Origin of the sequence: Streptomyces sp. NPDC013157, from assembly GCF_042899865.1 — a bacterium.
Lineage (GTDB): Bacteria > Actinomycetota > Actinomycetes > Streptomycetales > Streptomycetaceae > Streptomyces.
The window spans coordinates 659789-684401 of the sequence record NZ_JBIBAK010000004.1 but is presented as its reverse complement, the minus strand read 5'-3'; the positions used below and the strand labels follow the sequence as shown (position 1 = coordinate 684401).

Below are 24613 nucleotides of genomic sequence, written 5' to 3'. Positions count from 1 at the left end.
ACCGCCGGAGCTTTACAACCCGGGAGATGCCTCCCAGGCTCATATCCGGTATTAGACCCCGTTTCCAGGGCTTGTCCCAGAGTGAAGGGCAGATTGCCCACGTGTTACTCACCCGTTCGCCACTAATCCCCACCGAAGTGGTTCATCGTTCGACTTGCATGTGTTAAGCACGCCGCCAGCGTTCGTCCTGAGCCAGGATCAAACTCTCCGTGAATGTTTACCGGTAATCCGGTGCAACACCACGAGAGCGGTGCGAGAGGAGGAATGATCCTCTCGCACACAGCGTCCTCGCTGTGTTTTCTTCAAAGGAACCTCGTCTCAGAGAGACGGGGTATCAACATATCTGGCGTTGACTTTTGGCACGCTGTTGAGTTCTCAAGGAACGGTCGCTTCCTTTGTACTCACCCTCTCGGGCTTTCCTCCGGGCTTCCCTTCGGTGTTTCCGACTCTATCAGATCCTTTCGGCGTCCGATTCCCGGTCGGCGGGATTGTCTTGAGGCTTTCCGGCTTTCGCCCGTCAGCCTTTCGACATTCACTACGTTAGCCGATTCCCGCCGGGACTCATAATCGAGTTCCGCGAGCTCGAATTCGGGCATGCAGGCACGCCGAAATCGACCCCGTCAGGGGAAGTCGTAGGTAGTGGGTGGCCGCTTCCGGCTGCTGGCGATTGCCGTACCCGGTTCAAGCGGCTCGGGCTACATTACGCACCTTCCAGGGACGCGTCAACTTGAGCGGCGCCTCGGCGCATGGGCCCGATAGGGGCTCACGGTGGGGTCGTTGGCGATCCAGTAGCGCCAGGGATGGACGTCGCCGTTGCCGCCCTCGCCGGCCACTCCGGTGCGCGGACCGTTGCGTACCTGGTCGGAGGGGACGGGGACGCCGGTCAGTATCCGCAGCGGGGTCTCGCCGACGGCACACGCGTCCGTGCCGTCCAGGGCCCGGTCCACGCCCAGAGCGGTGGCCAGGCGGGCCGGCCCTTTGGCCAGTTCTCTGTCATATCGGGCCGAAAGCCGACGTTTACGGGCGAGCTCGGCGCCCTCGACGATCTCGCCGGCGCGGAGCAGGACCGCGCACGCGGTGCCCTCGGGACCGCAGACGAGGTTCATGCAGAACCACATGCCGTAGGTGAAGTAGACGTACACGTGTCCGGGTGGACCGAACATCACCTCGTTGCGGGGGGTGCGGCCGCGATAGGCGTGCGAACCGGGGTCGTTCGGGCCGTCGTACGCCTCCACCTCTGTGAGGCGCACCGCGATCGGACCGTCCGGGGTGGTGCGGACGAGGACGCGGCCGAGGAGGTCGGGAGCGACCTCCAGTACAGGGCGGTCGAAGAAGCTTCTGGGGAGTGGCGTACGGTCCGGGGGCGCGATCATGGCGTCCGAGCCTAGTCCAGACCGAGGACGCCAAGGGCTGGTCAAGGATTCGTCAGCTTGCCAGGGTGTGAGCCGGAACCGGTCGGGACCGGAACGCGTTTGTAGGGATCAAGGATCCGTCCGTACGTAGTAGGTAGTAGAGGAGAGTCATGGGGTTCAAGAAGCTGCTCGCGAGCCTGGGGGCCGGCGGGGCGTCCGTCGAGACGGTGCTCACCGAGGTGAACGTCGTACCGGGCGGCGTCGTCCAGGGCGAGGTGCGGATCCAGGGCGGCTCGGTGAACCAGGAGATCCAGGGACTCTCCGTGGGGCTCCAGGCGCGGGTCGAGGTGGAGAGCGGCGACGAGGAGTACAAGCAGAACATCGGCTTCGGCAAGGCGCGGCTCGGCGGTGCCTTCGAGCTGCAGGCCGGGGCCGTGCACGCGGTGCCGTTCGGGCTGGAGATTCCGTGGGAGACGCCCGTCACGATGATCGACGGGCAGGCGCTGCGCGGGATGCACATCGGGGTGACCACCGAGCTGGAGATCGCGCGTGCCGTCGACTCCGGTGACCTGGACCCGATCAACGTGCATCCGCTGCCGGCGCAGAAGGCGATCCTGGACGCCTTCATCCAGCTGGGCTTCCGGTTCAAGAACGCGGACCTGGAGAAGGGGCACATCCGAGGGACGCGGCAGACCCTGCCGTTCTACCAGGAGGTCGAGTTCCACCCGCCGTCCCAGTACCGGGGGCTGAACCAGGTCGAGCTGAGCTTCGTGGCGGACGCGCACGCCATGGACGTCATCCTCGAAATGGACAAGAAGCCGGGGCTGTTCAGCGAGGGCAGTGACACCTTCCGCTCGTTCCAGGTGGGTCTGCACGACTTCCACGGGACCGACTGGGCGGCTTATCTCAACCAGTGGCTGTCCGAGGTCGGCAGCAAGCGCAACTGGTTCTAGGCTCGGGAACCGCGGATTCCGTGACGGGGTCCGTAATCGATCAGTATCGATCAGGAGGTACCGAGGTGACCGAGCTCAAGCGGCGGCCTCTCCCCCATGACTTCCACCCGCCCGTCCCGTCGTTCACGGTGACGAGCGAGGACATCGAGGAAGGGGCGACGCTCAAGGACGCTCAGGTCTACGCCAAGGGCAACACCTCGCCGCAGCTGCGGTGGGAGGGCTTCCCGGCCGGGACCAAGAGCTTCGCTGTGACCTGTTACGACCCGGACGCCCCGACGGGCAGCGGGTTCTGGCACTGGGTCGTGTTCGACATCCCGGTCTCGGTGACCGAGCTGCCGGCGGGCGCGGGCAGCGGCAAGTTCGAGGGGCTGCCCGAGGGCGCGGTGCAGGTGCGCAACGACTACGGGTCGAAGGACTTCGGCGGTGCCGCGCCGCCGCCCGGGGACGGGCCGCACCGGTACGTCTTCACGGTGTACGCGGTGGACCAGGAGAAGCTCGGTCCGGACGCCGATGTGTCGCCTGCCGTCGTCGGGTTCAACCTGCGGTTCCACGCGATCGCGCGTGCGCAGCTCATCGGGGAGTACGAGAACCCCGAGCAGGGCTGACGCAGCGCGCGAAATCAGCTGAGCGTTCATTGAACGTTTGCCCGCCCCTGGTCATGGAAGTGATCAGGGGCGGGCAGTTTTTATTGCGTTGTCCATCTCGGCGCGCCCGTCCAGAGTTGATCCAAGCCCGCCGGCGGTGGGCACGGTGCACATGGGAGGTGGGCTGGATGCGTGACACGCTGGTGCTGAACGCGAGCTTCGAGCCGCTGTCTACGGTGACGTTGAACCGCGCCGTCGTTCTGGTGCTCCAGGACAAGGCCGTCGTCGAGCAGGCCCACCCCGAGCTGCGCATGCGCGGTGCCGAGGTGGACATACCTGCGCCTCGGGTCATAAGGCTGTGCAGGTATGTGCGGGTGCCCTTTCGGAGACAGGCGCCGTGGTCGCGGCGGGGGGTGCTGGTCAGGGACCGGCACCGGTGCGCGTACTGCGGGAAGCGGGCGACGACCGTGGACCACGTGGTACCGCGGGCTCAGGGGGGCGCGGACTCCTGGCTGAACACGGTGGCGTCCTGCGCGGAGGACAATCACCGGAAGGCGGACCGGACGCCGGAGCAGGCGCAGATGCCGTTGCTTCGGAAGCCGTTCGAGCCTTCGCCGCAGGATGCGATGCTGTTGGCCATGGGGGCCGAGGATCTGGCGGCGTTGCCTGAGTGGCTTTCGGGGGATGTGGCCGCCGCCTAGTCGTGTGCCTGGCCGGGCCCGTCGTGCGGCTGGGCCGCGCTGTGGCTTGTCGCGCAGTTCCCCGCGCCCCTTACCGGGGTGCGGGGAACCTTTGTTTTCCAGAACCGTCAGTCGATGTTCGGCTTCTCGCGGCGCTCCTGGGCCGGGACGTTGCCGCCGCCGTTGGAACCGCCGCCCAGGGGGCCGAAGTTGCCCATCGCGCCGGAGAGACCCTTGAGAGCGTCGCCGATTTCGCTGGGGACGATCCAGAGTTTGTTGGCGTCGCCCTCGGCGATCTTCGGGAGCATCTGGAGGTACTGGTAGGAGAGGAGCTTCTGGTCCGGGTCGCCGGCGTGGATGGCCTCGAAGACCGTGCGGACCGCCTGGGCCTCGCCCTCCGCGCGGAGCGCCGCCGCCTTGGCCTCACCCTCGGCGCGCAGGATCTGGGACTGCTTCTCGCCCTCGGCGGTGAGGATCGCGGCCTGGCGGGTGCCTTCCGCGGTGAGGATCGCGGCGCGCTTGTCACGGTCGGCGCGCATCTGCTTCTCCATCGAGTCCTGGATGGAGGTCGGCGGCTCGATCGCCTTGAGTTCGACGCGGTTGACGCGGATGCCCCACTTGCCGGTGGCCTCGTCGAGGACGCCGCGCAGGGCCGCGTTGATCTCCTCGCGGGAGGTCAGGGTGCGCTCCAGGTCCATGCCGCCGATGATGTTGCGGAGCGTGGTGACCGTGAGCTGCTCGATGGCCTGGATGTAGCTGGCGACCTCGTAGGTGGCCGCGCGGGCGTCCGTGACCTGGTAGTAGATGACCGTGTCGATGTTCACGACCAGGTTGTCCTGGGTGATCACCGGCTGCGGCGGGAACGGTACGACCTGTTCACGCAGGTCGATGCGGTTGCGGATGGTGTCGATGAACGGGACCACGATGTTGAGGCCCGCGTTCAGGGTCCGTGTGTAGCGGCCGAAGCGCTCGACGATGGCGGCGCTCGCCTGTGGGATGACTTGGATCGTCTTGATCAGGGCGATGAAGACCAACACCACCAGAATGACCAGGACGATGATGACCGGTTCCATCGTCGCTCCCCGTACCCTTCTCCGCCTCGGCGCTTCGGCAGATCTTATGGTTGTTGAAGATCTTGCTGGATGAGTCTGACAGACGCACGCGCAACTCGGGGACTCTTCTGTTCAGTTGAGTCTTACGAGGTCAGATGACGATCGCGGTGGCCCCCTCGATCTCCACGACGTCGACTTCCTGCCCCACTTCGTAGGCACGGTCCGGGTCGAGGGCGCGCGCCGACCAGATCTCCCCTGCGAGCTTGATCCGTCCGTCCGCGCCGCCGTCGACGCGTTCGAGTACGACGGCCTGTCTGCCCTTCAACGCATCCACGCCGGTGGCGAGTTGCGGGCGCTGGGCGGCGTGCCGGTTCGCGATGGGCCGTACGACGGCGATCAGCGCGACCGAGACGACGACGAAGACGAGTACCTGGAACACGGTGCCCGCGCCCAGTCCGGCGGTACCGGCGGCGGCCACGGCGCCGACCGCGAACATGCCGAACTCCGGCATCGCGGTCACCACGAGCGGAATTCCGAGCGCCGCCGCGACGACGAGCCACCACACCCATGCGTCGATGCTGTTCACACAGTCATGGTAGGGCCGGGGGTGCCGACCACGACAGTGCGCTGTGCCGGGTCAGGGCCCGTCAGATCCGGTCAGGACAGGGGCAGTCCGTGGGCGGTCCAGCGGTCGCCGAGCTGCTCGACGACGAGCGGGAGGCCGAAGCAGAGGGAGAGGTTGCGGGAGGTGAGTTCGAGCTCCAGCGGGCCGGCGGTGAGGACCTTGCCCTGGCGGATCATCAGGACGTGGGTGAAGCCGGGGGCGATCTCCTCGACATGGTGGGTGACCATGATCATGGAGGGGGCGATCGGGTCGCGGGCGAGCCGGCCGAGGCGGCGGACCAGGTCCTCGCGGCCGCCGAGGTCGAGGCCGGCGGCGGGTTCGTCGAGGAGGAGCAGTTCGGGGTCGGTCATCAGGGCGCGGGCGATCAGGGTGCGCTTGCGCTCGCCCTCGGAGAGGGTGCCGAACTTCCGGTCCACGTAGTCGGTCATGCCGAGGCGGTCGAGGAAGGCACGGGCGCGCTGCTCGTCGACCTCGTCGTACTCCTCCTGCCAGTGGGCGGTCATGCCGTAGGCGGCGGTGAGCACGGTCTCCAGGACGGTCTGGCGCTTGGGGAGCTTCTCGGCCATCGCGATGCCGGCCATGCCGATGCGCGGGCGCAGGTCGAAGACGTCGACCTTGCCGAGTGTGTCGCCGAGGACGGTGGCGGTGCCCTTGCTGGGGAAGAGGTAGCTGGACGCGACGTTGAGGAGGGTGGTCTTGCCGGCGCCGTTGGGGCCGAGGATGACCCAGCGCTCGCCCTCCTTCACCGACCAGGAGACCTGGTCCACCAGAGCCCGGCCCTCCCGGACCACGGATACGTCCTGAAGCTCCAGAACATCGCTCATGAGCGCGTTGTCTCCCCTTGCAGTGTCGCCGTTCTCGGCTGTCGCGTACGCCTGTGGCCCGGGCGGCGGCGCCGGTGGGCGCGGCCCTTATGAAATCTACGCCACGAGTGCGCCACTCCATTCCATCGGTCCTGTCCTTAGGGTGGGGGCATGCTCTCGGAACCGCGTTCAGGACGCCTCGCCGCGTGGGGAAATGCCCTTTTGGCCGGACTTGTCTCTCCGGATGACGCCGTGCTCGCCATCGTCGGCGAGGACGCGGTGCACCGGGTGGAGGGGCTGCCCGGTGAGTCCGCTCCGGTCGGGCTCACGCTGGCGCTGGGGCGGCTGCGGACGCTGGGGACGACAGGGCTGCGGGTCGCGCTGCCGGCGTCGGGGCATCCGCTGGGGCTGAGCGGGCCGCCGGAGTTCAATGCGCGGGCGCTGGAGGCGGAGGAGGCGGTGATCTGCCACGGCGCCGCGTTCGGGCTGGTGCCGGAGGTGTACGAGGCCGGGCCGGCCGGCGATGTACATGTCGAGGCGGTCTGGCATGTGCTGCCGGTGCGGGAGGCGCCGCCGGCCGACGTGCCGTCGCTCGGCGAGGCGGAGCGGGAGCTGGCCGAGGCGCTGCGGGACGCGACTGAGGTGCTGTCGAAGCTGGACGTCGCCGGGTCCGGACCGGTGGCGGAAGCGGCGATCGACGCGTACCGGGCGCGCGCGGAGCGGGGCCGGGAGGTGCTGGCCCCTGGGTATCCGCCGCGGGCGGTGCGGGTGCTGGAGCTGGCGCAGCGGGTGGGGCTGCTGATCTCGCTGGCCCACGACAACGGGCACGGCGGGGCGGTGAGCGCGGCGGAGATGGCGGCGCGGTCGCTGGCGCTGCGGCCGGTGGAGCGGACGGCGCGGCGGGCGCAGGTCGCGGCGTACAACTCCGTTGTGGAGGAGCGTGAGCGGGGGCGCTGAGCGCTCTGCTGTAAGTGCCGCTGGATGTCGTCAGACGTCTGCGGCGCCGTCGTGGTTGGTCGCGCAGTTCCTCCCCCGGCCTTCGGCCGGGGTACCCCCAGCACCCCTTCGGGGCGCTGCCCGACCGCGGCAAGCCGACCGGCCTTCCGGGGCGTCCGGAAGGCCGGAGGTCGCGGTCTCAGTGGTTGAGGCCGAGGTTGCCGAAGGCGGGGTTCAGCACGCCGATGACGTTGATGCTGTTCCCGACGACGTTGACCGGGACGTGCACCGGGGCCTGGATGACGTTGCCCGAGACGACGCCCGGAGAACCATGGGCCTCGCCGGCCGCGGTGGCGCCGCCGGTGTGGGCGGAGGCCAGTCCGGCACCAGCGGCCACGATCCCGCCGGCCACCATCGTCACGGCCGCTGCCTTCTTCAGGTTCTTCACTTCTTGAGCCCTCCTTGGCGATCGCCACGGCGGTCGCCGCGGCACGCACTGAAGAACGGCGGCGGCCGACGGAGGATGCGCCGTCCGGGTGACATTCCCACGACGGTATGAATCTCAGCCCGTAGGACGACCCTCCAGGTTGCCGTCGGTGAAGCGTTGCGGAGGACGTTTCAGCCGGTCACGCCGTGGCGAACGGCCCACAGGGCGGCCTGGGTGCGGTCGGCGAGGTCGAGTTTCATCAGGATGTTCGAGACGTGTGTCTTGACGGTCTTCTCGGACAGCACCAGGGCACGCGCTATCTCCCGGTTGGAGCGGCCGTCGGCGATCAGCCCCAGTACCTCCCGCTCCCGCTCGGTGAGCGAACCACCCCTGCCCTGGCCGGAGTTGGCCTCCTCCTGGGAGAGCAGGACGCCGGCCACCTCGGGCTGGAGCAGGACGTGCCCGGCGTGCACCGAGCGGATGGCGGCGGCGAGCGCGTCGGGATCGACGTCCTTGTAGACGTATCCGGCGGCGCCCGCGCGCAGGGCCGGGACCACCGTGCGCTGCTCGGTGAAGCTGGTGACGATCAGCACGCGCGCGGGGTTGTCGAGTTCGCGGAGCCTGCGCAGCGCCGCCACACCGTCCAGGCCGGGCATCTTGACGTCCATGAGGACGACGTCGGGGGTCAGCTCCTGGGCGCGCTCGACCCCCTCCGCGCCGTCGGCGGCCTCGCCGACGACCTCGATGTCGTCCTGGACCTCCAGGAAGGTGCGCAGGCCCCGGCGGACGACCTGGTGGTCGTCGACCAGCAGCACCCGGATCGCGTCAGCCACCGGGGACCTCCATCTCGATCGTGGTGCCCTTGCCGGGCGCCGATTCCACGGTCAGCGTGCCGCCGACGCCGCTCGCCCGGTCCCGCATGGAGACCAGGCCGAGGTGGCGTCCGGCGCGCCGGGTGAGGAGCGGGTCGAAGCCGCTGCCGTCGTCCGTGACCCTCAGGACGGCTCCGCCGCCACGCCGGTTCACCGTCACGTCGACATGCTCGGCCCCGGAGTGTCTGAGCGCGTTGTGCAGGGCCTCCTGGGCCACCCGGAGCAGAGCCTCCTCCTGGGCGGCGGGCAGGGCGCGGAATCCGCCGGCGGCGAAGGTCACGCGCGCGGTGTGGGCGCGGTCGAGGACCTGGACCTGGGTGCGCAGGGTGGCGAGCAGGCCGTCCTCGTCGAGGGCGGCGGGGCGCAACTCCACGACGGCTGCGCGCAGTTCGTCGACGGCCTCGGCGGCGAGCACGGCCACCTGCTGCAACTCGCCCTTGGCGCGGGAGGGATCGCGGTCGACCAGGGCGGCGGCGGCCTGGGCGGTCAGGCGGAGCGAGAAGAGCTTCTGGCTCACCGCGTCGTGCAGCTCGTGGGCGAGCCGGGAGCGCTCCTCGGCGATGGTCAGCTCGCGGCTGCGCTCGTAGAGGCGGGCGTTGGTGAGGGCGATGGCCGCGTGCTGGGCGAGGATGGAGAGGAGTTCCTCGTCCTCGGCGGTGAAGCCGCAGCCGCCCTCCGGTTTCGGGCAGTTCTTGTTGGCGAGGAACAGGGCGCCGATGACCTCGTCGCCGTCCCGGATCGGCAGCCCCAGGAAGTCGGACATCTCGGGGTGGGCGGAGGGCCAGCCCTCGAAGCGGGGGTCCGTGCGGACGTCGGCCAGCCGCTCGACCTTCGCCTCGCGCAGCATCGCCGCGAGGATGCCGTGCTGGCGCGGGAGCGGGCCGATGGCCTTCCACTGGGTGTCGGTGACGCCGTCGACGACGAACTGGGCGAAGCCGCCGTGGTCGTCGGGGACCCCCAGCGCGGCGTACTGGGCGTCGAGCAGCTCACGGGCGGAGGCGACAATCGTCTTGAGGACGTCGCGCACCTCCAGATGCCTGCTCATGGCCAGCAGCGCGGAACTGACCGCCGCCAGGCCGGACCGGGGACCATGACTCATGTCCTCACGGTACCGGCGGGGTCCGACAGTGCGGATCGGGCCGATGGCGGCAGGGCCTGGACCGCCGGCCGTAGGCCGCAGGACCTAGGCCGCGAGTCCCGGACCGGCGGCTTAGTCCGAAGGACCCCGCCCGGTTGCGGCCCGCGTCCGAGGCGGCCGGGGTGGTCCGGTTCCTACGTTGGGATCACCGCCGACGCGGGCGGACGGAGCCGAGGGGACGGTTGTCATGCCGGTAGCGATCATCACGGGGGCCTCGAGGGGGCTGGGGCGGGCGCTGGCGGAGGCGCTGGCCGCGCGCGGCTGGGATCTGGTGCTGGACGCCAGGGGGGCCGGGGTACTGAAGGAGACGGCGGAGTCCGTCGCGGGGCACGGGACGCGGGTGACGGCGCTGTCCGGCGATGTCACGGACGCCGGGCACCGGGCCGGCCTGGTGGCCGCGGCGCGGGAGCTGGGCGGGGTGGACCTGCTGGTGAGCAACGCCAGCGCGCTGGGCGCCGAGCCGCTGGTGCGCCTGGGCGAGCTGCCCCTGGCGGGGCTGCGCCGGGCGCTGGAGGTGAACGTGGTGGCCGCGCTGGGCCTGGTCCAGGAGGCGCTGCCGCTGCTGCGGGAGTCGGCGGCGGGCGCGGTGGTCGCGGTCAGCTCGGACGCGGGCGCCGAGGCGTACGAGACCTGGGGCGGCTACGGCGCCTCGAAGGCGGCCCTGGACCAGCTGGCGGCGGTGCTCGGTGTGGAGGAGCCGGGGCTGCGGGTGTGGGCGGTGGATCCCGGGGACATGGCGACCGACCTGTACGCGGCGGCCGTACCGGACGACGACGGTCCGCGGCCGGCACCGGTGAGCGTCGTACCGGCCTTCCTACGGCTCCTGGACGAGCGGCCGGCGAGTGGGCGGTACGGGGCGCCTGCCCTGGTGGAGGGGCGATGACGACGGTGGTGCGGGTACCCGAGGAGCTGTCCGCGCGGGTGCCGGCCGAGCAGCGCGGGCCGGGTCTTGAGCGGGACGCCGTACGGCTGCTGGTGTCGCGCGGGACGGCGGTGTCGCATCATGCCTTCGCGGAGCTGCCGTGCCTGCTGCGGGCCGGGGACCTGCTGGTGGTGAACACCTCGCCGACGCTGGCGGCCGCCGTGGACGGGCGGGTCGGGCACGCGCGCGTGGTGGTGCACTTCTCCACGCGCGGGGACGACGGCCGGTGGGCGGTCGAGCTGCGGGAACCGGACGGGAAGGGGACCACCCGCGCGCGTGCGGGTACGCGTGCGGGGAGTGAGGTGCGGCTGCCCGGGGGCGGGCGGCTGGTCCTGGAGGAGCCGCTGAGCGCGCGGGGCGAGCGGCTGTGGTGGGCGCGGGCCTCCGCGGACGTACGCGGGGTACTGCGGGAGCACGGGCGGCCCATCCGTTACTCCTATACGGAGCGGGACCAGCCGTTGTCCGTCTACCAGACGGTGTTCGCGCTGCCGTCGGCGGACGGGGCGGGGAGCGCGGAGATGCCGAGTGCGGCCCGGCCCTTCACCGCGCGGCTGGTGGCGGAGCTGGTGAGCCGCGGGGTTCAGTTCGCGCCGGTCACGCTGCATACCGGGGTGTCGTCGGGGGAGGCGCACGAGCCGCCGTACGCGGAACGTTTCGCGGTGCCGGAGGCGTCGGCGCGGCTGATCAACAACGCGAAGGCGAATCAAGAAAGGCGCGAAGCGCTTCCTCGGAAGGGTGGTGATGGGCGACGGGCGGGCGGGCGGGTCGTCGCGGTGGGGACGACAGCCGTGCGGGCCGTGGAGACGGCCGCCGGGGCCGACGGGGTGGTGCGGGCGGCCGAAGGGTGGACGGAGCTGGTCGTGACGCCGGAGCGCGGGGTGCGGGTGGTGGACGGGCTGCTGACCGGGCTGCACGAGCCGGAGGCCTCGCATCTGCTGATGCTGGAGGCGGTCGCCGGGCGGCCCGCGGTCGACCGCAGCTACGAGGAGGCGCTGCGCGCGCTCTACCTGTGGCACGAGTTCGGCGACGTGCACCTCATCCTCCCGGAGGAGGGCCCTCACGCAGAGCGTTGCGCCAGCAACTCCTGGTGAGATTCGCGTGTGGCCGATGTGAGGCCGCACATAGGGCGCACATCACGTACGAACGGACATAGGAGATAAACAGTCACGGCGCGAACGGGGCAGACGTTCCAGTCTGTCCCGATTTGCCCATCCGGGCTCCACTACCGGGGATCGTACGTCACACCTTTGCCACGGCATTTTGCGGCCGCTAAGAATGGCTGCCGTCGCTCAGCACCGCGGGTTCCCTCCGGTGCTCGTGCAGGAGGAGCCGGTCTCCCCCGCGGACAACGAGCGACCTCCGCGCTATTCGAAGAGGTCCACTCCCATGCCCAAGCACGCCCACAGTCCCACGCTGACCAAGCACCACAAGATCGCGCTCGCCGGAGTCGCCACGCTCGGCGCCGCCGCCCTCGCCTTCTCGGCCGTGCCCAGCAGCGCCGAGACGATCGCGTCCGGTACCCCCCAGACCGCCGCCAAGGTGGCCTACGGCACCGAGCAGATCAAGGACGTCACGGGCAAGGTCACGGACCAGCTGGCCCTGCAGAACGTCAAGGTCGAGGCCATCGCCGCCAAGAAGAAGCCGGCCTCCGCCCACCAGCGGCACGTGGCTCACGTGAAGAAGGTCCACGCGGCCCATGTCGCCCACGTGAAGAAGGCCCACACGGCTCACGTGAAGCACGTCCACGCGGCCCACGTGAAGCACGTCGCCGCCGTCAAGAAGGCCGCCGCCAAGCGCGCCGCCCAGCAGGCCGCCAGCCGGTCCGCGCAGCGCCCACAGATCCAGCAGGTCGCCGCGAAGACCTACGCCAACAACCTCGACGGCTGGATCCGCCAGGCCCTCGACATCATGAACGCCAAGGGCATCCCGGGCTCCTACAGCGGCCTGCACCGCAACATCATGCGGGAGTCCTCCGGCAACCCGAACGCCATCAACAACTGGGACATCAACGCCATCAACGGCATCCCGTCCAAGGGCCTGCTGCAGGTCATCCCGCCGACCTTCTCGACGTACCACGTCTCCGGCACGTCCTGGAACATCTACGACCCGGTCGCCAACATCACCGCCGCCGCCAACTACGCGGCGCACCGCTACGGCTCGATCGACAACGTCAACAGCGCGTACTGAGGCAGGCGCGGGCCTCGGCACACACACGCCGAAGGGCGGCACCCCACTGCGGGTGCCGCCCTTCGGCGTCGTACGGACCGCGGGTGCTACTTGCGCATGACCTCGGGCTCGTGGCGGCGCAGGAAGCGGGCCACCAGGAAGCCGCAGATCACACCCAGGACGATCAGCGCGGCCATGTCCATGGTCCAGGCGCCGGCCGTGTGGTTCCACAACGGGTCCGTCTTGGTCGGATCGTCGGTGTTCGGCGCGATGTTGTTGAAGTCGAGCGTGGCGCCGTCGGCGGCCACCGCCCAGCGGGAGGGCATCAGGAACGAGACCTGGTTGACGCCGACCGCCCCGTTCAGGTTGAACAGGCAGCCGGTGAACACGACCTGGATGATCGCGAACATCACCAGCAGCGGCATGGTCTTCTCGGAGGTCTTCACCAGCGAGGAGATGACCAGTCCGAACATCATCGAGGTGAAGCCGAGCCCCATGATCGGGATGCACAGCTCGAAGAGGGTGGAGTGGCCGAGGATCACGCCCTGGTCGGGGATCGTGCGGCTGGAGAAGCCGATCAGGCCGACCATCAGGCCCTGCAGCACGGTGATCACGCCGAGCACGACCACCTTGGACATCAGGTAGGCCGACCGGGACAGTCCGACGGCGCGTTCCCGTTCGTAGATGACCCGTTCCTTGATCAGCTCACGCACGGAGTTCGCGGCGCCCGCGAAACAGGCGCCGACCGCGAGGATGAGCAGGACCGTGGTCGCCGTGCCGTTGGGGACGGGGATACCGGTCTTGTGGTTGACCGGGTTCACCAGCAGGGTCTTGTCGCTGTCGATGAGCAGACTGACCGCGCCGAGCACCGCCGGCAGGATCACCGTCAGCGCCAGGAAGCCCTTGTCCGACGCGATGACCGCCACGTACCGCCGGACGAGGGTCAGCAGCTGCGAACCCCAGCTCTGCGGCTTCTTCGGCTTCATCACCTGCATCGGCGGCATCTGTACGGACTGCGGAGCTATCGCGTCGATGTCCGCGGCGTACATCTGGTAGTGCTGTGAGCCCTTCCAGCGGCCGGCCCAGTCGTAGTCGCGGTAGTTCTCGAAGGCGGAGAAGACGTCGGCCCAGGTGTCGTAGCCGAAGAAGTTCAGCGCCTCCTCGGGCGGGCCGAAGTAGGCGACCGCGCCACCCGGGGCCATCACCAGGAGCTTGTCGCACAGCGCCAGCTCGGCCACCGAGTGGGTGACGACGAGGACCGTGCGGCCGTCGTCGGCGAGGCCGCGCAGCAGCTGCATCACATCGCGGTCCATGCCCGGGTCGAGGCCCGAGGTGGGCTCGTCGAGGAAGATCAGCGACGGCTTGGTGAGCAGCTCCAGGGCCACCGACACGCGCTTGCGCTGGCCGCCGGAGAGGGAGGTGACCTTCTTCTCCTTGTGGACGTCGAGCTTCAGCTCGCGCAGCACCTCGTCGATGCGGGCCTCGCGCTCCTCCCCCGTGGTGTCGGCGGGGAAGCGGAGCTTGGCCGCGTACTTGAGGGCCTTCTTGACGGTCAGCTCCTTGTGCAGGATGTCGTCCTGCGGGACCAGACCGATGCGCTGGCGCAGCTCGGCGAACTGCTTGTACAGGTTGCGGTTGTCGTACAGCACCTCGCCCTCGTTGGCGGGGCGGTAGCCGGTGAGCGCCTTGAGCAGGGTCGACTTGCCGGACCCCGACGGGCCGATGACCGCGATCACGGACTTCTCCGGGACGCCGAAGGAGACGTCCTTGAGGATCTGCTTGCCGCCGTCGACCGTGACGGTCAGGTGGCGTGCGGAGAAGGAGACCTCACCGGTGTCGACGAACTCCTCGAGCCGGTCGCCGACGATCCGGAAGGTGGAGTGGCCGACGCCCACGATGTCGTTCGCGTCGAGCAGCGCGCTGCCGCCCTTGGCGATCGGCATACCGTTGACGTACGTGCCGTTGTGCGAGCCGAGGTCGCGGATCTCCATGCGGCCGTCGGGCGTGGAGTGGAACTCGGCGTGGTGGCGCGAGACCTGCAGGTCGGAGACGACCAGCTCGTTGTCCAGGGCACGGCCGATGCGCATCACGCGGCCGATGGAGAACTGGTGGAACGTGGTCGGGCTGCGGTCGCCGTAGACCGGCGGCGCCCCCGCGCCACCGCCGGAGGCCACGGCCGGGGCGCCCGGCTGCTGCGGGATCGCCGGCGGGGCCTGCTGCCAGCCCTGTTGCGGAGCCGGCGGCTGCGCGGCGGGCGGCTGGGACCAGCCCGCGCCGCCCGCGCCCTGCGCCGCGAACGGCCGTTGCTGGGGCTGCGGTTGGGCGGCGGCCGCGGCACCGGAGAGGCCCAGGCGCGGTCCGTCGTTCGCGTTGCCGAGATGGACGGCCGAGCCCGGGCCGATCTCCGACCGCTGGACCCGGCTGCTCTGCACGAAGGTGCCGTTGGTACTGCCGTGGTCCTCGATGACCCAACTGCGGCCGTCGAAGCTGATCGTGGCGTGCCGCCAGGAGACCCTGGCGTCGTCGAACACGATGTCCCCCTGCGGATCCCGTCCGAGGGTGTATGACCTGGACGGATCGAGCGTCCAGGTACGTCCGTTTGATTCCAGTACGAGTTCCGGCACTCCAAGCCCCATGAGTAGTCCCCCGAGTTACCCCCATCACAGGGAGTCTAGGGATGTCGAACATCGTCGGGAACTATTTCAGGCTCGGCCCTCTGACCGAAAGCCGGGCCTTGTGGAGGCCTCGGACGAGCGCTTCAACTCTTTCCGTTGACGGGGTTGAAACCGGGCCGGAGAGTGGTAATCCACGCGAGGGGGACAAGCGCGACGGAGTGGTCCGGCGCGGCTGCGGATCGGGGGGTCTGCCATGAGTGCTGATGCGTCCGGTACGGGAATCGAGCACGGGAGGTACGGCGGGCGGCTGCCGTGGGCCGACATCCTGCTGTCCTCCATAGCCGCCGTGAGCTGGGCGTTGATCGGCATGGCGGGTACGGCGGCGCTGGGTCTGCATCTGCTGCGGGCCGACGCGGCGGGCTCACTGGGCCCGATGACCGCGGCCGTTGTGGCGCTCGGGGCGGGTGGTTCGGTCACCCCGGACGGAGATCTGTCCGCTTTCGGCCTGAAGGGGGCGCAGGCCTCCACGGCCATCGAGATCACGCCACTGGGGGTGAGCCTGGTCGGCGCGCTCCTTTTGTCATGGTTCTTCTTACGGTCCCTGCGCACGGCCGGAGTTGTGATCTCCCCGGCCGAACTGCTGGCCCGCGCGGGCTCGGTGGTGGTGCTGTTCGTGGCGATCCTGGGCGGACTGGCCTGGGCGGGACACTCCGTCGTGACGATAGACGGCGGCGCGCTCGGCCTCGACACGCTGACGGGTGGCGGGAGCGGCGGCGGAGGGCTGAAGATCCCCGGCATCGGTGACATCGGCGGGCTGCTGCCGGACCGCCTCGGCGACCTCGTGCACGCGAACGCCGCGGTCGGCTTCAGGGTGGACACGGCGGCGACCCTGCTCGGCGGCCTCGGCTGGTCGGTGGGCATCCTGCTGATCGCCCTGCTGGCCTCGCGCCGGACTCCGCTGCCACCCGGCTGGGCTGCGGTGCACCGGGTGGTGCGGCCGGCGGCCTCGGCGCTGGTGACGGTGCTGCTGGTGGCCGTGGCGGCCGGCTGGGCGGCGGCGGCCTACGCGGCGATCGGCGACCCGCATCCGGCCCGGATCATGGGCGCGGCCCTCCTCGGCGCCCCGAACGGCGTCTGGCTCGGCATCCCGATCGGGCTCTTCGTCCCCTTCGACGGCAGGGCCACGGGCGTCCTGACCATGTTCCTGCCGCACCCCCTGGACGAGCTCCTGGACTCGAAGTCCGACCAGTCGGTGACGCTGGGCCATTTGGCCGGCCTGGACGGGCGGGTGTGGCTGCTGGGGGTCGCGGCGGCCCTGCTCATGCTGCTGGCCGGGGTGTTCACGGCGGTCCGGACGCCGGTGGGGTGGACTGCGCCCGGTTTCGCCGGGCGGTGTGCCGTGCGGCTGGGGATCGCCACCGCGCTCACGCTGCCGCTGCTGGCGTGGCTGGCGGACGTGTCGGTGGACGCCTCGCTGTCGGTGCTGGGCTTCGACGCGTTCGGGGCGGGGATCCAGCTGCACGGGAAGCTGGGCATGGCGTTGCTGCTCGGAGCGGTCTGGGGTGCGGCGGCGGGGGCCGCTGGGGCGCTGCTCGCCTGGGTGACCGGGGCGGCGGGGTCACGGGCGGCTCCGCTGGCACTGGGTGACGGCGAGGCGAGCGGCGGGCCCGCTCGTCAGGGGGCCGACCTGGCTCCGGGACGGGTCGGGAGCGAGACGGCGGGGCCTTACCTGCCGGGCAGGCCGTACCGTCCGCCGAATCCGAACACGAACCCCTATCTCCGGGTGCCGGAGGAACTGCGGGACACCGGGGGCGGCCGCGGGGCTCGGTCCGGTGCGGTACAGGGGGCGGGGACGGCACCGCCGGGCGGTTCCGCCGTCCCGGGCCGTCGTCCGCCGGACGCACCGCCCCCGGCGGACGACGGCCGCCGGGCACCGGAGGAGAGCCGGGCGGACGGCGGCCCCTCCGACGTACCGCCGCCCGGGGCGGGCGATGTGTACGGCGCTCCCACCATGGCGCGCCCCTTCGATCCGCCGCCCCGCTCCCCGCGGCCCCGGCCGAGCGCGCGGCGGCCCGACGGATCACAGGGCGGTCCGGGCGCCGTGCCCCCACCGCCTCCGCCTCCTCCCCCGCCACCTCCGGCACCGCCCAGGCGGCCCCCAAGGTGAGCCCGAGCGCGGGCCGGGAAGCGACCGACGGCGGGGGTCGGACCGCCCGCGCGGAACATGGCGACCGCGCGGATCACGGCCTCCGCGCGAATCGCGGCCTCCGCACGGATCACGGCGTCGGCGCGGATCGCATCATTCGCTGGATCATGGTTGCGTCCGCGCGGATCACGGACTCCGCGCGGATCACTGCGTCCGCCGCCTGCGTGTCCCGGGGCTGAACCGTGCGTGAAGACGCGGCGGGGCGCACCCCGGCCCCGGCCGTGGTCATCGCACGCACGTTCGCCGGTAGGGCGGAGGCAAGGCGTCCGACACCGGCCCGACACCTATTGTTCCGTGTCCGTCAGGCGGACCACCTGCGCCGCAGGCACTGGGTGCCGGTTACGGTGGTTACACCATGAGCGATCCGCAGACCTCCGAGGTCCCCACTCTCCTCGTCAAGATTTTCGGCAAGGACAGGCCGGGCATCACGGCCGGCCTCTTCGACACTCTTGCCGCCTACATGGTCGACGTGGTCGACATCGAGCAGGTCGTCACGCGAGGCCGCCTGGTGCTGTGCGCGCTCGTGACCCAGCCCCCGGCGGGGCTGGAGGGCGACCTCAGGGCGACCGTGCACAGCTGGGCCGAGTCGATGAAGATGCAGGCGGAGATCATCTCCGGCCGCGGCGACAACCGCCCGCGAGGCCTCGGCCGTTCCCTGGTCACCGTCCTCGGCCACCCGCTGACCGCTGAGTCGACGGCCGCCATCGCCGCCCGGATCGCCAAGACCGGCGGCAACATCGACCGTATCTTCCGGCTCGCCAAGTACCCGGTGACAGCGGTCGAGTTCGCGGTGTCCGGCGTGGAGACCGAACCGCTGCGCACCGCCCTGGCCTCCGACGCGGCCGAGCTCGGTGTGGACATCGCGGTGGTCTCCGCGGGCCTGCACCGGCGGGCCCAGCGGCTGGTCGTCATGGACGTGGACTCGACGCTCATCCAGGACGAGGTGATCGAGCTCTTCGCGGCGCACGCCGGCTGCGAGGACCAGGTCGCCGAGGTGACGGCGGCCGCGATGCGCGGGGAGCTGGACTTCGAGCAGTCGCTGCACGCGCGCGTGGCGCTGCTGAAGGGGCTGGACGAGTCGGTCGTGCAGAAGGTGCGCGCGGAGGTGCGGCTGACGCCCGGCGCGCGGACCCTGATCCGGACGCTGAAGCGGCTCGGCTACCAAGTCGGCGTCGTCTCGGGCGGTTTCACCCAGGTCACCGACGACCTGAAGGAGCGGCTGGGGCTGGACTTCGCCCAGGCCAACACGCTGGAGATCGTCGACGGGAAGCTGACCGGCCGGGTGACCGGCGAGATCGTGGACCGGGCGGGCAAGGCGCGGCTGCTGCGCCGGTTCGCCGCCGAGGCGGGCGTGCCGCTGGTGCAGACGGTGGCCATCGGTGACGGGGCCAACGACCTGGACATGCTGAACGCGGCCGGTCTCGGGGTCGCCTTCAACGCCAAGCCGGTGGTCCGCGAGGCCGCGCACACGGCGGTGAACTTCCCGTTCCTGGACACGGTCCTCTACCTGCTGGGCGTGACCCGCGAAGAGGTCGAGGCGGCGGACACCCACGACGAGAGCTGAGCCGTCCGGCCGATCCGGACACGAGGGCCCGGCACCGATCTCCACGGTGCCGGGCCCTCGTCGTGTCACGTCACTGGTGGTGCGGTGGGCTCACGTCTCACGTCTCACGTCTCACGTCTCACTCGGAGGGTGCCCAGTAGTCCACGAGCGTGGCCACGCCGGGTTCGAGGGCCTTCCAGGAGCCCTCGTGCGTCAGGACGGCGAAGGCGGCGGCGGGAAAGCCCCGGCGGTTCATCCGCTCGCGGGCGTCGTCCTCGGCGGCGCCGGCGAGGATCTCGGCCAGACCGTGCACGCCGGGGTTGTGGCCGATGAGGATCACGGTCTGTACGTCGTCGGGCACCTCGTTGAGCACGGCGATCAGCTCGCCCGGCGAGGCCTCGTACACCCGCTCCTCGTAGACGGTTTTCGGCCGGTGCGCGAGCTCGTGGACGGCGAGCTTCCAGGTCTCCCGGGTACGCACGGAGGAGGAGCACAGTGCCAGGTCGAAGGTGATGCCACTGTCCGCGAGCTTGCGTCCGGCGACGGCGGCGTCCATTCGGCCCCGCTCAGCGAGCGGTCGCTCGTGGTCGGTCACCTGTGGCCAGTCGGCTTTCGCATGGCGGAAGAGGACAATCCTGCGGGGTTCTGCGACGCTCATGGCACCCAGCTTCGCATGAAACAGGCCATCGGGCGCAGGGAGTTGACATGCGGCTTCGCCCGGTCCGCGGGCGCCGCGCCCCTGGCCGCCGCTAGCGGTCGACGATCTGCTGGACGCGCTCGAGGAGGTGGGTGACGGCGGGGTCTCCGGTGGCCGCGTGGGCGTCCGCCGGGTTCAGTAGGAGGAGCAGCAGGGCCACGAAGGCGAGCGCGGGAAGGGCGAGCGCCCACCAGGGGAGCCGGATGTCGACGCTGCCCGGGGTCGCCGGGTGGGACCGGGTGTGCGTGGGGGCCGGCATGGTCGCCTCCGTTGGTCTCCGGGGTGTGTCGGCCGCTCTCGCGGCCACACCTCGAAACTACGGAATCCGCGGTCGCCGTCCCATCCGGTGATCCACCCACTTGACCCTGACCCTCACCCCCTAGGGGATGGTGGGGCTAGCCCCACCACCGGGCCGCGGGAGCGGTGGCCGGCTGCGGTCAGGGTGACGCGAGGGTCGCGATGACGGCGATGACGACGAAGATGGCGAAGAACGAGCCGAAGACGATCAGCATCTTCTTCTGACCGTTCTGGGGGTTCGGGTCGAGCACTGGCATGGGGCCAGTCTGGCACCCCCGGGAGGCGACGGACCGAGCGGGGTGGCCGCGACACGGTCCGGCATGGGCCGACAGGGGGCGCCAAGGCGTGGCGGGGGCTCCCAGGGGGCGCGGGGGCCGGCGGGGCCGGTGCGGGGTCAGGCGGTCGCGGCCGCCTCGTCCTCCACGATGCGGTCCCGGCCCGCCAGGACGCCGACGGCCATCTGCGGGATCATCAGGCCGACCATGAGGGCGATCGGCAGGCCCCAGCCGCCGCTGTGCTGGTAGAGCACGCCCACCAGCAGCGGGCCGGGGATGGAGATCAGGTATCCGGTGCTCTGGGCGAAGGCGGAGAGCTGGGCGACGCCCGCGCCGGTCCTGGCCCGCATCCCGACCATGGTGAGGGCCAGCGGGAACGCGCAGTTCGAGATGCCGAGCAGCACGGCCCAGGCCCAGGCGCCGCCGGCGGGCGCCAGGTACAGGCCGGCGTATCCGGCGAGGCCGCAGACGCCGAGCGCGATCACGATCGGGCCCTGGTGCGGCAGCCTGGTGGCCACGCGCGGGATGACGAAGGCCAGTGGTACGCCCATCACCATGGTGACGGCCAGCAGCAGTCCGGCCGTGCTCGCGGAGACGCCCGCGTCCCGGAAGATCTGCGCCATCCAGCCCATCGTGATGTAGGCGGCGGTGGCCTGGAGCCCGAAGAACACGGCGAGCGCCCAGGCGGTACGGCTGCGGGTGATCCGCAGGGCGGGCGGCCTGCGCTCCGCACGCGCGCGTGCCCCGGCCTCGCTCTCGGGGGCCGGCGCCGTTCCGCGGTCCCGCACCAGCGGGATCCACGGCAGCACCGCGATCGCCGCGAGCCCGGCCCAGACCGCCAGCCCGGTCTGCCAGCTGCCGCCCAGGGCGCCGGTCAGGGGCACGGTCACCGCGGCGGCCACCGAGGTGCCGGCGGCGAGGGCCATCGAGTACAGGCCGGTCATGGAGCCGACCCGGTCGGGGAACCAGCGCTTGACGATGACCGGCATCAGCACGTTGCTGACCGCGATGCCCATGAGCGCGAGCGCGCTGCCGGCCAGGAACCCGGCGGTGCTCCCGGCGTACGGCCGTATCAGCAGGCCGGCCGTGACGGCCGCCATGCCCGCGCAGACCACGGCCGCGGGGCCGAAGCGGCGGGCGAGGCGGGGGGCCATGACGCCGAAGACGGCGAAGCAGAGCGGGGGCACGGAGGTCAGCAGTCCGGCCACGCTGCCGCTCATACCGAGGCCGTCGCGGACCTCCTCCAGGAGGGCGCCGAGGCTGGTGATGGCGGGCCGGAGGTTGACGGCGGACAGCACGATACCGACGACGACCAGCCGTGCCGCCCACGCGCGCGTGGGGGTCGCGGGGCTCCCGCCGGATGCCGTCGCCCGAGCTGTCTCAGCCGTCTCGGCTGTTTTGGATACCCCAAGCGTCCCGGTTGTATCGGATGTCTTGAATATCTTGAATGTCTTGGATATTTCGGATGTTCCAGAGGCCGTGGTGCTGTTTTCCCTGCCTGCCATGAGGCCATCATAGAATCATAGGATGAATGGTTGTCCATCCCCGGGCGGGCCCGGCCGGTCCCGCCGGGCCCTCGCGTGCGAAGGTGTGTCATGCCTCTGAGCCATCCGCGCCGCTCGGCGCTGTCCGAGCAGGTCATCGCCGCGTTGCGGAACCAGATCACCTCGGGCGAGTGGCCGGTCGGCTCGCGCATCCCCACCGAGCCGGAGCTGGTCGAGCAGCTCGGGGTGGCCCGCAACACCGTCCGGGAGGCCGTCCGGGCGCTGGCCCACAACGGCCTGCTGGACATCCGCCAGGGCTCGGGGACCTACGTCTCCGCCACCAGTGAGCTGGCCGGGGTGATGCACCGCCGGTTCGCCGGGGCCGACCCCCGGCACGTCGCCGAGCTGCGCTCCACCCTGGAGTCGTCGGCCGCCCGGCTGGCCGCGGCCCGCCGCACCGAGAAGGACCTGGGGCAGCTTGACGCCCTCCTGGCACGCCGCGAGCAGGCCTGGCGGTCGGGCGACGCGGAGGCCTTCGTGACGGCGGACGCGACCCTGCACCTGGCTGTGGTGGCCGCCTCGCACAACGACGTGCTGACGGCGATGTACGCCGACCTGGGCGAGGTGCTGCGGGACTGGCTGCGCGCGGACGTCGGCGCCGAGCTGACGCCGCAGTCGTACATGGACCACACCCGGCTGGTCGAGGCGATCCGCGCGGGCGACGCGGACGCGGCCGCGAAAGAGGCGGCGAGCTATCCGTTCCAGTGCCGTCCGGACCGGTTCAGCCCACCTTCTGGTGGCTGATCCACACCGCGCGGACGTCCTGCCAGCAGCGGCCGGAGAGCCGTACGGTCATCGCCGGGCCGGTGTCGACCGGGGAGCCGTCGGTGTCGATGTCCCACCACTGGGCGCACTCGATGTGCAGCCGGACCCGGTCCGTGTCGACGTAGGGGTTGTGGCAGTAGGCCACCACGTGGGAGCCGCGGACGGTGCTCCGGCACGCCGCGCCGAACAGCTGCGGGGCCGGGCCGTGTCCGCTCGGCACGCGCGCGTGGGACTCCGCGTCGCAGGGCAGCGACACCACGAGGGCGAGGGCCAGGGTCACCGGGGCCAGGCTGCGGGACAGGCGCACAAGGGGGACCTCCTCGGCCGGGCTGGGGAGGGACATCGCGCGGTGCACGCGCAACCAGGGTGCGCCGCCGCGTCTCCAGGGTGCGCCGCCCGGCGGGCGACGGCCCGGCCGGTGGGCCGAACGGGTGAGGCCCGCACCCTTCGCGGGATGCGGGCCTCGAAGAGTCCGTGCGGGTCAGGCGCCGATGGCGTGCAGACCGCCGTCCACGTGGATGATCTCGCCGGTGGTCTTCGGGAACCAGTCGCTCAGCAGGGCGACGATGCCCTTGCCGGCCGGCTCGGGGTCCTTGAGGTCCCACTCCAGCGGGGAGCGGTGGTCCCAGACGGCGGCCAGGTCGCTGAAGCCCGGGATGGACTTGGCGGCCATAGAGCCGATGGGGCCCGCGGAGATGAGGTTGCAGCGGATGTTCTGCTTGCCGAGGTCGCGCGCGATGTAGCGGCTGGTGGCCTCCAGGGCGGCCTTGGCCGGGCCCATCCAGTCGTACTGCGGCCAGGCGTACTGGGCGTCGAAGGTGAGGCCGACGACCGAGCCGCCGTTCTGCATCAGCGGCAGGCAGGCCATGGTCAGCGACTTCAGGGAGTACGCCGAGACGTGCATGGCGGTGGCGACGGACTCGAACGGCGTGTTGAGGAAGTTGCCGCCGAGGGCGTCCTGGGGGGCGAAGCCGATGGAGTGGACGACGCCGTCGAGGCCGCCGAGCTCCTCGCCGACGAGGTCGGCCAAGCGGCCGAGGTGCTCGTCGTTGGTGACGTCGAGCTCGATGACCTTGGTGGGCTTCGGCAGCTTCTTGGCGATGCGCTCGGTCAGCGTGGGCCGCGGGAACGCGGTGAGGATGATCTCGGCACCCTGCTCCTGGGCCAGCTTGGCCGCGTGGAAGGCGATGGAGGACTCCATCAGCACACCCGTGATCAGGATGCGCTTGCCCTCGAGGATTCCACTCATGGTGATCAGTGACCCATTCCCAGTCCGCCGTCAACGGGGATGACGGCTCCAGTGATGTACGAGGCGTCGTCCGAGGCGAGGAACCGCACCGTCGCGGCGACCTCCTCGGGCTCCGCGTACCGGCCGAGCGGCACCTGCGACACGATGGTGGCGCGCTGCTCGTCGGTGAGCACCTTGGTCATGTCGGTGTCGACGAAGCCGGGCGCGACGACGTTGAAGGTGATGTTGCGCGAGCCCAGCTCACGGGCGAGGGACCGCGCGAAGCCGACCAGGGCGGCCTTGGAGGCGGCGTAGTTGGCCTGGCCGGGGCCGCCGTAGAGGCCGACGACCGACGAGATGAGGACGACGCGGCCCTTCTTGGCGCGCAGCATGCCGCGGTTGGCGCGCTTGACGACCCGGAAGGTGCCGGTGAGGTTGGTGTCGACGACCGAGGTGAAGTCCTCCTCGGACATCCGCATCAGGAGCGTGTCCTTGGTGATGCCGGCGTTGGCGATCAGGACCTCGACCGGGCCGTGCGCGTCCTCGATCTCCTTGTAGGCCTGCTCCACCTGCTCGGAGTCGGTGATGTCGCACTTGACGGCCAGGACGCCCAGTTCCTTGAGGACGGCCGGCGGCTCACCGGAGCGGTACGTGACGGCAACCTTGTCGCCGTTGTCGGCGAAAGCACGGGCGATGGCGAGGCCGATGCCCCGGTTGCCTCCAGTGACGAGAACCGAGCGGCTCAACGGATCACCCTTTCGTTCGGTATGACAACCCGCCCGAACAGCTGGCATGACAGGCGGCTTCATCGAAAACCTATCGGTCCCGCCATCGCCGCGGGCAAGCGGGCACCGACAGTGGCTCGGGGGTGTCACTGTCGGGTCCCTACAGAAAGGCCCGGCGCCGGGCCGAAACCTGTGGTCCGCACGCCCG

Annotated in this window: 25 protein-coding genes and 1 rRNA gene; 10 read left to right on the top strand and 16 right to left on the bottom strand. The window is 70.7% G+C overall.

The window, feature by feature from the left end:
- Nucleotides 1-214, bottom strand: a 16S ribosomal RNA gene (locus tag ACFY6U_RS16430); the annotation flags it as partial.
- A gap of 508 nt (nt 215-722) precedes the next feature.
- On the bottom strand, nt 723-1373 hold the full coding sequence (locus ACFY6U_RS16425) for a DNA-3-methyladenine glycosylase (RefSeq protein ID WP_390038624.1): 651 nt from the start codon (nt 1371-1373) through the stop codon (nt 723-725).
- 149 nt (nt 1374-1522) lie between these two features.
- Here ACFY6U_RS16425 and ACFY6U_RS16420 point away from each other — a divergent pair, with 149 nt between their 5' ends.
- The 3 genes from ACFY6U_RS16420 to ACFY6U_RS16410 all read left to right on the top strand — a co-directional run bounded on the left by ACFY6U_RS16420 (nt 1523) and on the right by ACFY6U_RS16410 (nt 3590).
- Entirely contained in the window at nt 1523-2305 is a 783-nt protein-coding gene (locus ACFY6U_RS16420) for a sporulation protein (RefSeq protein WP_390038622.1), read from the top strand.
- Between the two features lie 65 nt (nt 2306-2370).
- Nucleotides 2371-2910: a YbhB/YbcL family Raf kinase inhibitor-like protein gene (locus ACFY6U_RS16415; RefSeq protein ID WP_351502742.1), complete on the top strand. Its 540-nt coding sequence runs from the start codon at nt 2371-2373 to the stop codon at nt 2908-2910.
- A 167-nt stretch (nt 2911-3077) separates the two neighbouring features.
- The gene (locus ACFY6U_RS16410; protein ID WP_390038620.1) at nt 3078-3590 is read left to right on the top strand and encodes an HNH endonuclease; all 513 of its coding nucleotides are present in this window, start codon (nt 3078-3080) and stop codon (nt 3588-3590) included.
- Nucleotides 3591-3697: 107 nt separating this feature from the next.
- Here ACFY6U_RS16410 and ACFY6U_RS16405 read toward each other — a convergent pair whose 3' ends face one another.
- The 3 genes from ACFY6U_RS16405 to ACFY6U_RS16395 form a co-directional block, all read right to left on the bottom strand.
- Entirely contained in the window at nt 3698-4642 is a 945-nt protein-coding gene (locus ACFY6U_RS16405; protein WP_351502744.1) for an SPFH domain-containing protein, read from the bottom strand.
- A gap of 130 nt (nt 4643-4772) precedes the next feature.
- Nucleotides 4773-5207: an NfeD family protein gene (locus ACFY6U_RS16400; RefSeq protein ID WP_390038619.1), complete on the bottom strand. Its 435-nt coding sequence runs from the start codon at nt 5205-5207 to the stop codon at nt 4773-4775.
- 71 nt (nt 5208-5278) lie between these two features.
- Nucleotides 5279-6070, bottom strand: coding sequence for an ABC transporter ATP-binding protein (locus ACFY6U_RS16395; protein WP_351502746.1), 792 nt, complete (start codon nt 6068-6070; stop codon nt 5279-5281).
- Nucleotides 6071-6220: 150 nt separating this feature from the next.
- On the opposite strand from ACFY6U_RS16395, the gene ACFY6U_RS16390 reads away from it, so the two are divergent.
- Nucleotides 6221-7006, top strand: a complete 786-nt coding sequence (locus tag ACFY6U_RS16390) for a hypothetical protein (RefSeq protein WP_390038617.1) — start codon at nt 6221-6223, stop codon at nt 7004-7006.
- Nucleotides 7007-7184: 178 nt separating this feature from the next.
- Here the strand turns inward: ACFY6U_RS16390 and ACFY6U_RS16385 are convergent, their stop codons facing one another.
- The 3 genes from ACFY6U_RS16385 to ACFY6U_RS16375 all read right to left on the bottom strand — a co-directional run bounded on the left by ACFY6U_RS16385 (nt 7185) and on the right by ACFY6U_RS16375 (nt 9383).
- Nucleotides 7185-7433, bottom strand: coding sequence for a chaplin (locus ACFY6U_RS16385; RefSeq protein ID WP_351498536.1), 249 nt, complete (start codon nt 7431-7433; stop codon nt 7185-7187).
- Between the two features lie 170 nt (nt 7434-7603).
- Entirely contained in the window at nt 7604-8245 is a 642-nt protein-coding gene (locus ACFY6U_RS16380; RefSeq protein ID WP_390038615.1) for a response regulator, read from the bottom strand.
- On the bottom strand, nt 8238-9383 hold the full coding sequence (locus ACFY6U_RS16375; RefSeq protein WP_390038613.1) for a GAF domain-containing sensor histidine kinase: 1146 nt from the start codon (nt 9381-9383) through the stop codon (nt 8238-8240). Before ACFY6U_RS16375 ends, ACFY6U_RS16380 begins: the two co-directional genes overlap by 8 nt.
- A gap of 226 nt (nt 9384-9609) precedes the next feature.
- Between ACFY6U_RS16375 and ACFY6U_RS16370 the strand changes: the two genes are divergently transcribed.
- From ACFY6U_RS16370 to ACFY6U_RS16360, 3 genes are all read left to right on the top strand, one after another.
- Entirely contained in the window at nt 9610-10305 is a 696-nt protein-coding gene (locus tag ACFY6U_RS16370) for an SDR family NAD(P)-dependent oxidoreductase (RefSeq protein WP_390038611.1), read from the top strand.
- A complete protein-coding gene (locus ACFY6U_RS16365; protein WP_390038609.1) occupies nt 10302-11435 on the top strand; it encodes an S-adenosylmethionine:tRNA ribosyltransferase-isomerase in 1134 nt (377 codons plus the stop codon). Before ACFY6U_RS16370 ends, ACFY6U_RS16365 begins: the two co-directional genes overlap by 4 nt.
- Before the next feature lie 295 nt (nt 11436-11730).
- The gene (locus ACFY6U_RS16360) at nt 11731-12531 is read left to right on the top strand and encodes a transglycosylase SLT domain-containing protein (protein WP_390038607.1); all 801 of its coding nucleotides are present in this window, start codon (nt 11731-11733) and stop codon (nt 12529-12531) included.
- A gap of 86 nt (nt 12532-12617) precedes the next feature.
- Here ACFY6U_RS16360 and ACFY6U_RS16355 read toward each other — a convergent pair whose 3' ends face one another.
- Nucleotides 12618-15146 (bottom strand): FHA domain-containing protein, encoded by a 2529-nt coding sequence (locus ACFY6U_RS16355; protein ID WP_390038605.1) that lies wholly within the window; start codon nt 15144-15146, stop codon nt 12618-12620.
- Between the two features lie 232 nt (nt 15147-15378).
- On the opposite strand from ACFY6U_RS16355, the gene ACFY6U_RS16350 reads away from it, so the two are divergent.
- On the top strand, nt 15379-17292 hold the full coding sequence (locus ACFY6U_RS16350; RefSeq protein WP_390038603.1) for a streptophobe family protein: 1914 nt from the start codon (nt 15379-15381) through the stop codon (nt 17290-17292).
- 394 nt (nt 17293-17686) lie between these two features.
- Entirely contained in the window at nt 17687-18895 is a 1209-nt protein-coding gene (gene serB, locus ACFY6U_RS16345; protein ID WP_390038601.1) for a phosphoserine phosphatase SerB, read from the top strand.
- Nucleotides 18896-19013: 118 nt separating this feature from the next.
- On the opposite strand, the gene ACFY6U_RS16340 is transcribed toward serB, so the two are convergent.
- The 4 genes from ACFY6U_RS16340 to ACFY6U_RS16325 all read right to left on the bottom strand — a co-directional run bounded on the left by ACFY6U_RS16340 (nt 19014) and on the right by ACFY6U_RS16325 (nt 21585).
- A complete protein-coding gene (locus ACFY6U_RS16340) occupies nt 19014-19532 on the bottom strand; it encodes a SixA phosphatase family protein (protein WP_390038599.1) in 519 nt (172 codons plus the stop codon).
- Between the two features lie 91 nt (nt 19533-19623).
- Nucleotides 19624-19830, bottom strand: a complete 207-nt coding sequence (locus tag ACFY6U_RS16335) for a hypothetical protein (RefSeq protein ID WP_390038597.1) — start codon at nt 19828-19830, stop codon at nt 19624-19626.
- Between the two features lie 178 nt (nt 19831-20008).
- Nucleotides 20009-20125, bottom strand: a complete 117-nt coding sequence (locus ACFY6U_RS16330) for an SGM_5486 family transporter-associated protein (RefSeq protein WP_351498514.1) — start codon at nt 20123-20125, stop codon at nt 20009-20011.
- A 137-nt stretch (nt 20126-20262) separates the two neighbouring features.
- Nucleotides 20263-21585, bottom strand: a complete 1323-nt coding sequence (locus ACFY6U_RS16325; RefSeq protein ID WP_390038679.1) for a CynX/NimT family MFS transporter — start codon at nt 21583-21585, stop codon at nt 20263-20265.
- A 153-nt stretch (nt 21586-21738) separates the two neighbouring features.
- Between ACFY6U_RS16325 and ACFY6U_RS16320 the strand changes: the two genes are divergently transcribed.
- Nucleotides 21739-22431 carry an FCD domain-containing protein gene (locus ACFY6U_RS16320; RefSeq protein ID WP_351498509.1) on the top strand — a complete coding sequence of 231 codons (693 nt, stop codon included), beginning with the start codon at nt 21739-21741 and terminating at the stop codon, nt 22429-22431.
- Here the strand turns inward: ACFY6U_RS16320 and ACFY6U_RS16315 are convergent.
- From ACFY6U_RS16315 to fabG, 3 genes are all read right to left on the bottom strand, one after another.
- Nucleotides 22409-22759: a hypothetical protein gene (locus tag ACFY6U_RS16315; RefSeq protein WP_390038677.1), complete on the bottom strand. Its 351-nt coding sequence runs from the start codon at nt 22757-22759 to the stop codon at nt 22409-22411. The two genes, ACFY6U_RS16320 and ACFY6U_RS16315, sit on opposite strands and share 23 nt — an antisense overlap.
- Before the next feature lie 174 nt (nt 22760-22933).
- A complete protein-coding gene (gene fabI, locus ACFY6U_RS16310) occupies nt 22934-23701 on the bottom strand; it encodes an enoyl-ACP reductase FabI (protein ID WP_046727988.1) in 768 nt (255 codons plus the stop codon).
- A gap of 5 nt (nt 23702-23706) precedes the next feature.
- The gene (gene fabG, locus ACFY6U_RS16305; protein ID WP_351498506.1) at nt 23707-24426 is read right to left on the bottom strand and encodes a 3-oxoacyl-[acyl-carrier-protein] reductase; all 720 of its coding nucleotides are present in this window, start codon (nt 24424-24426) and stop codon (nt 23707-23709) included.
- Between the last annotated feature and the right edge of the window lie 187 nt (nt 24427-24613).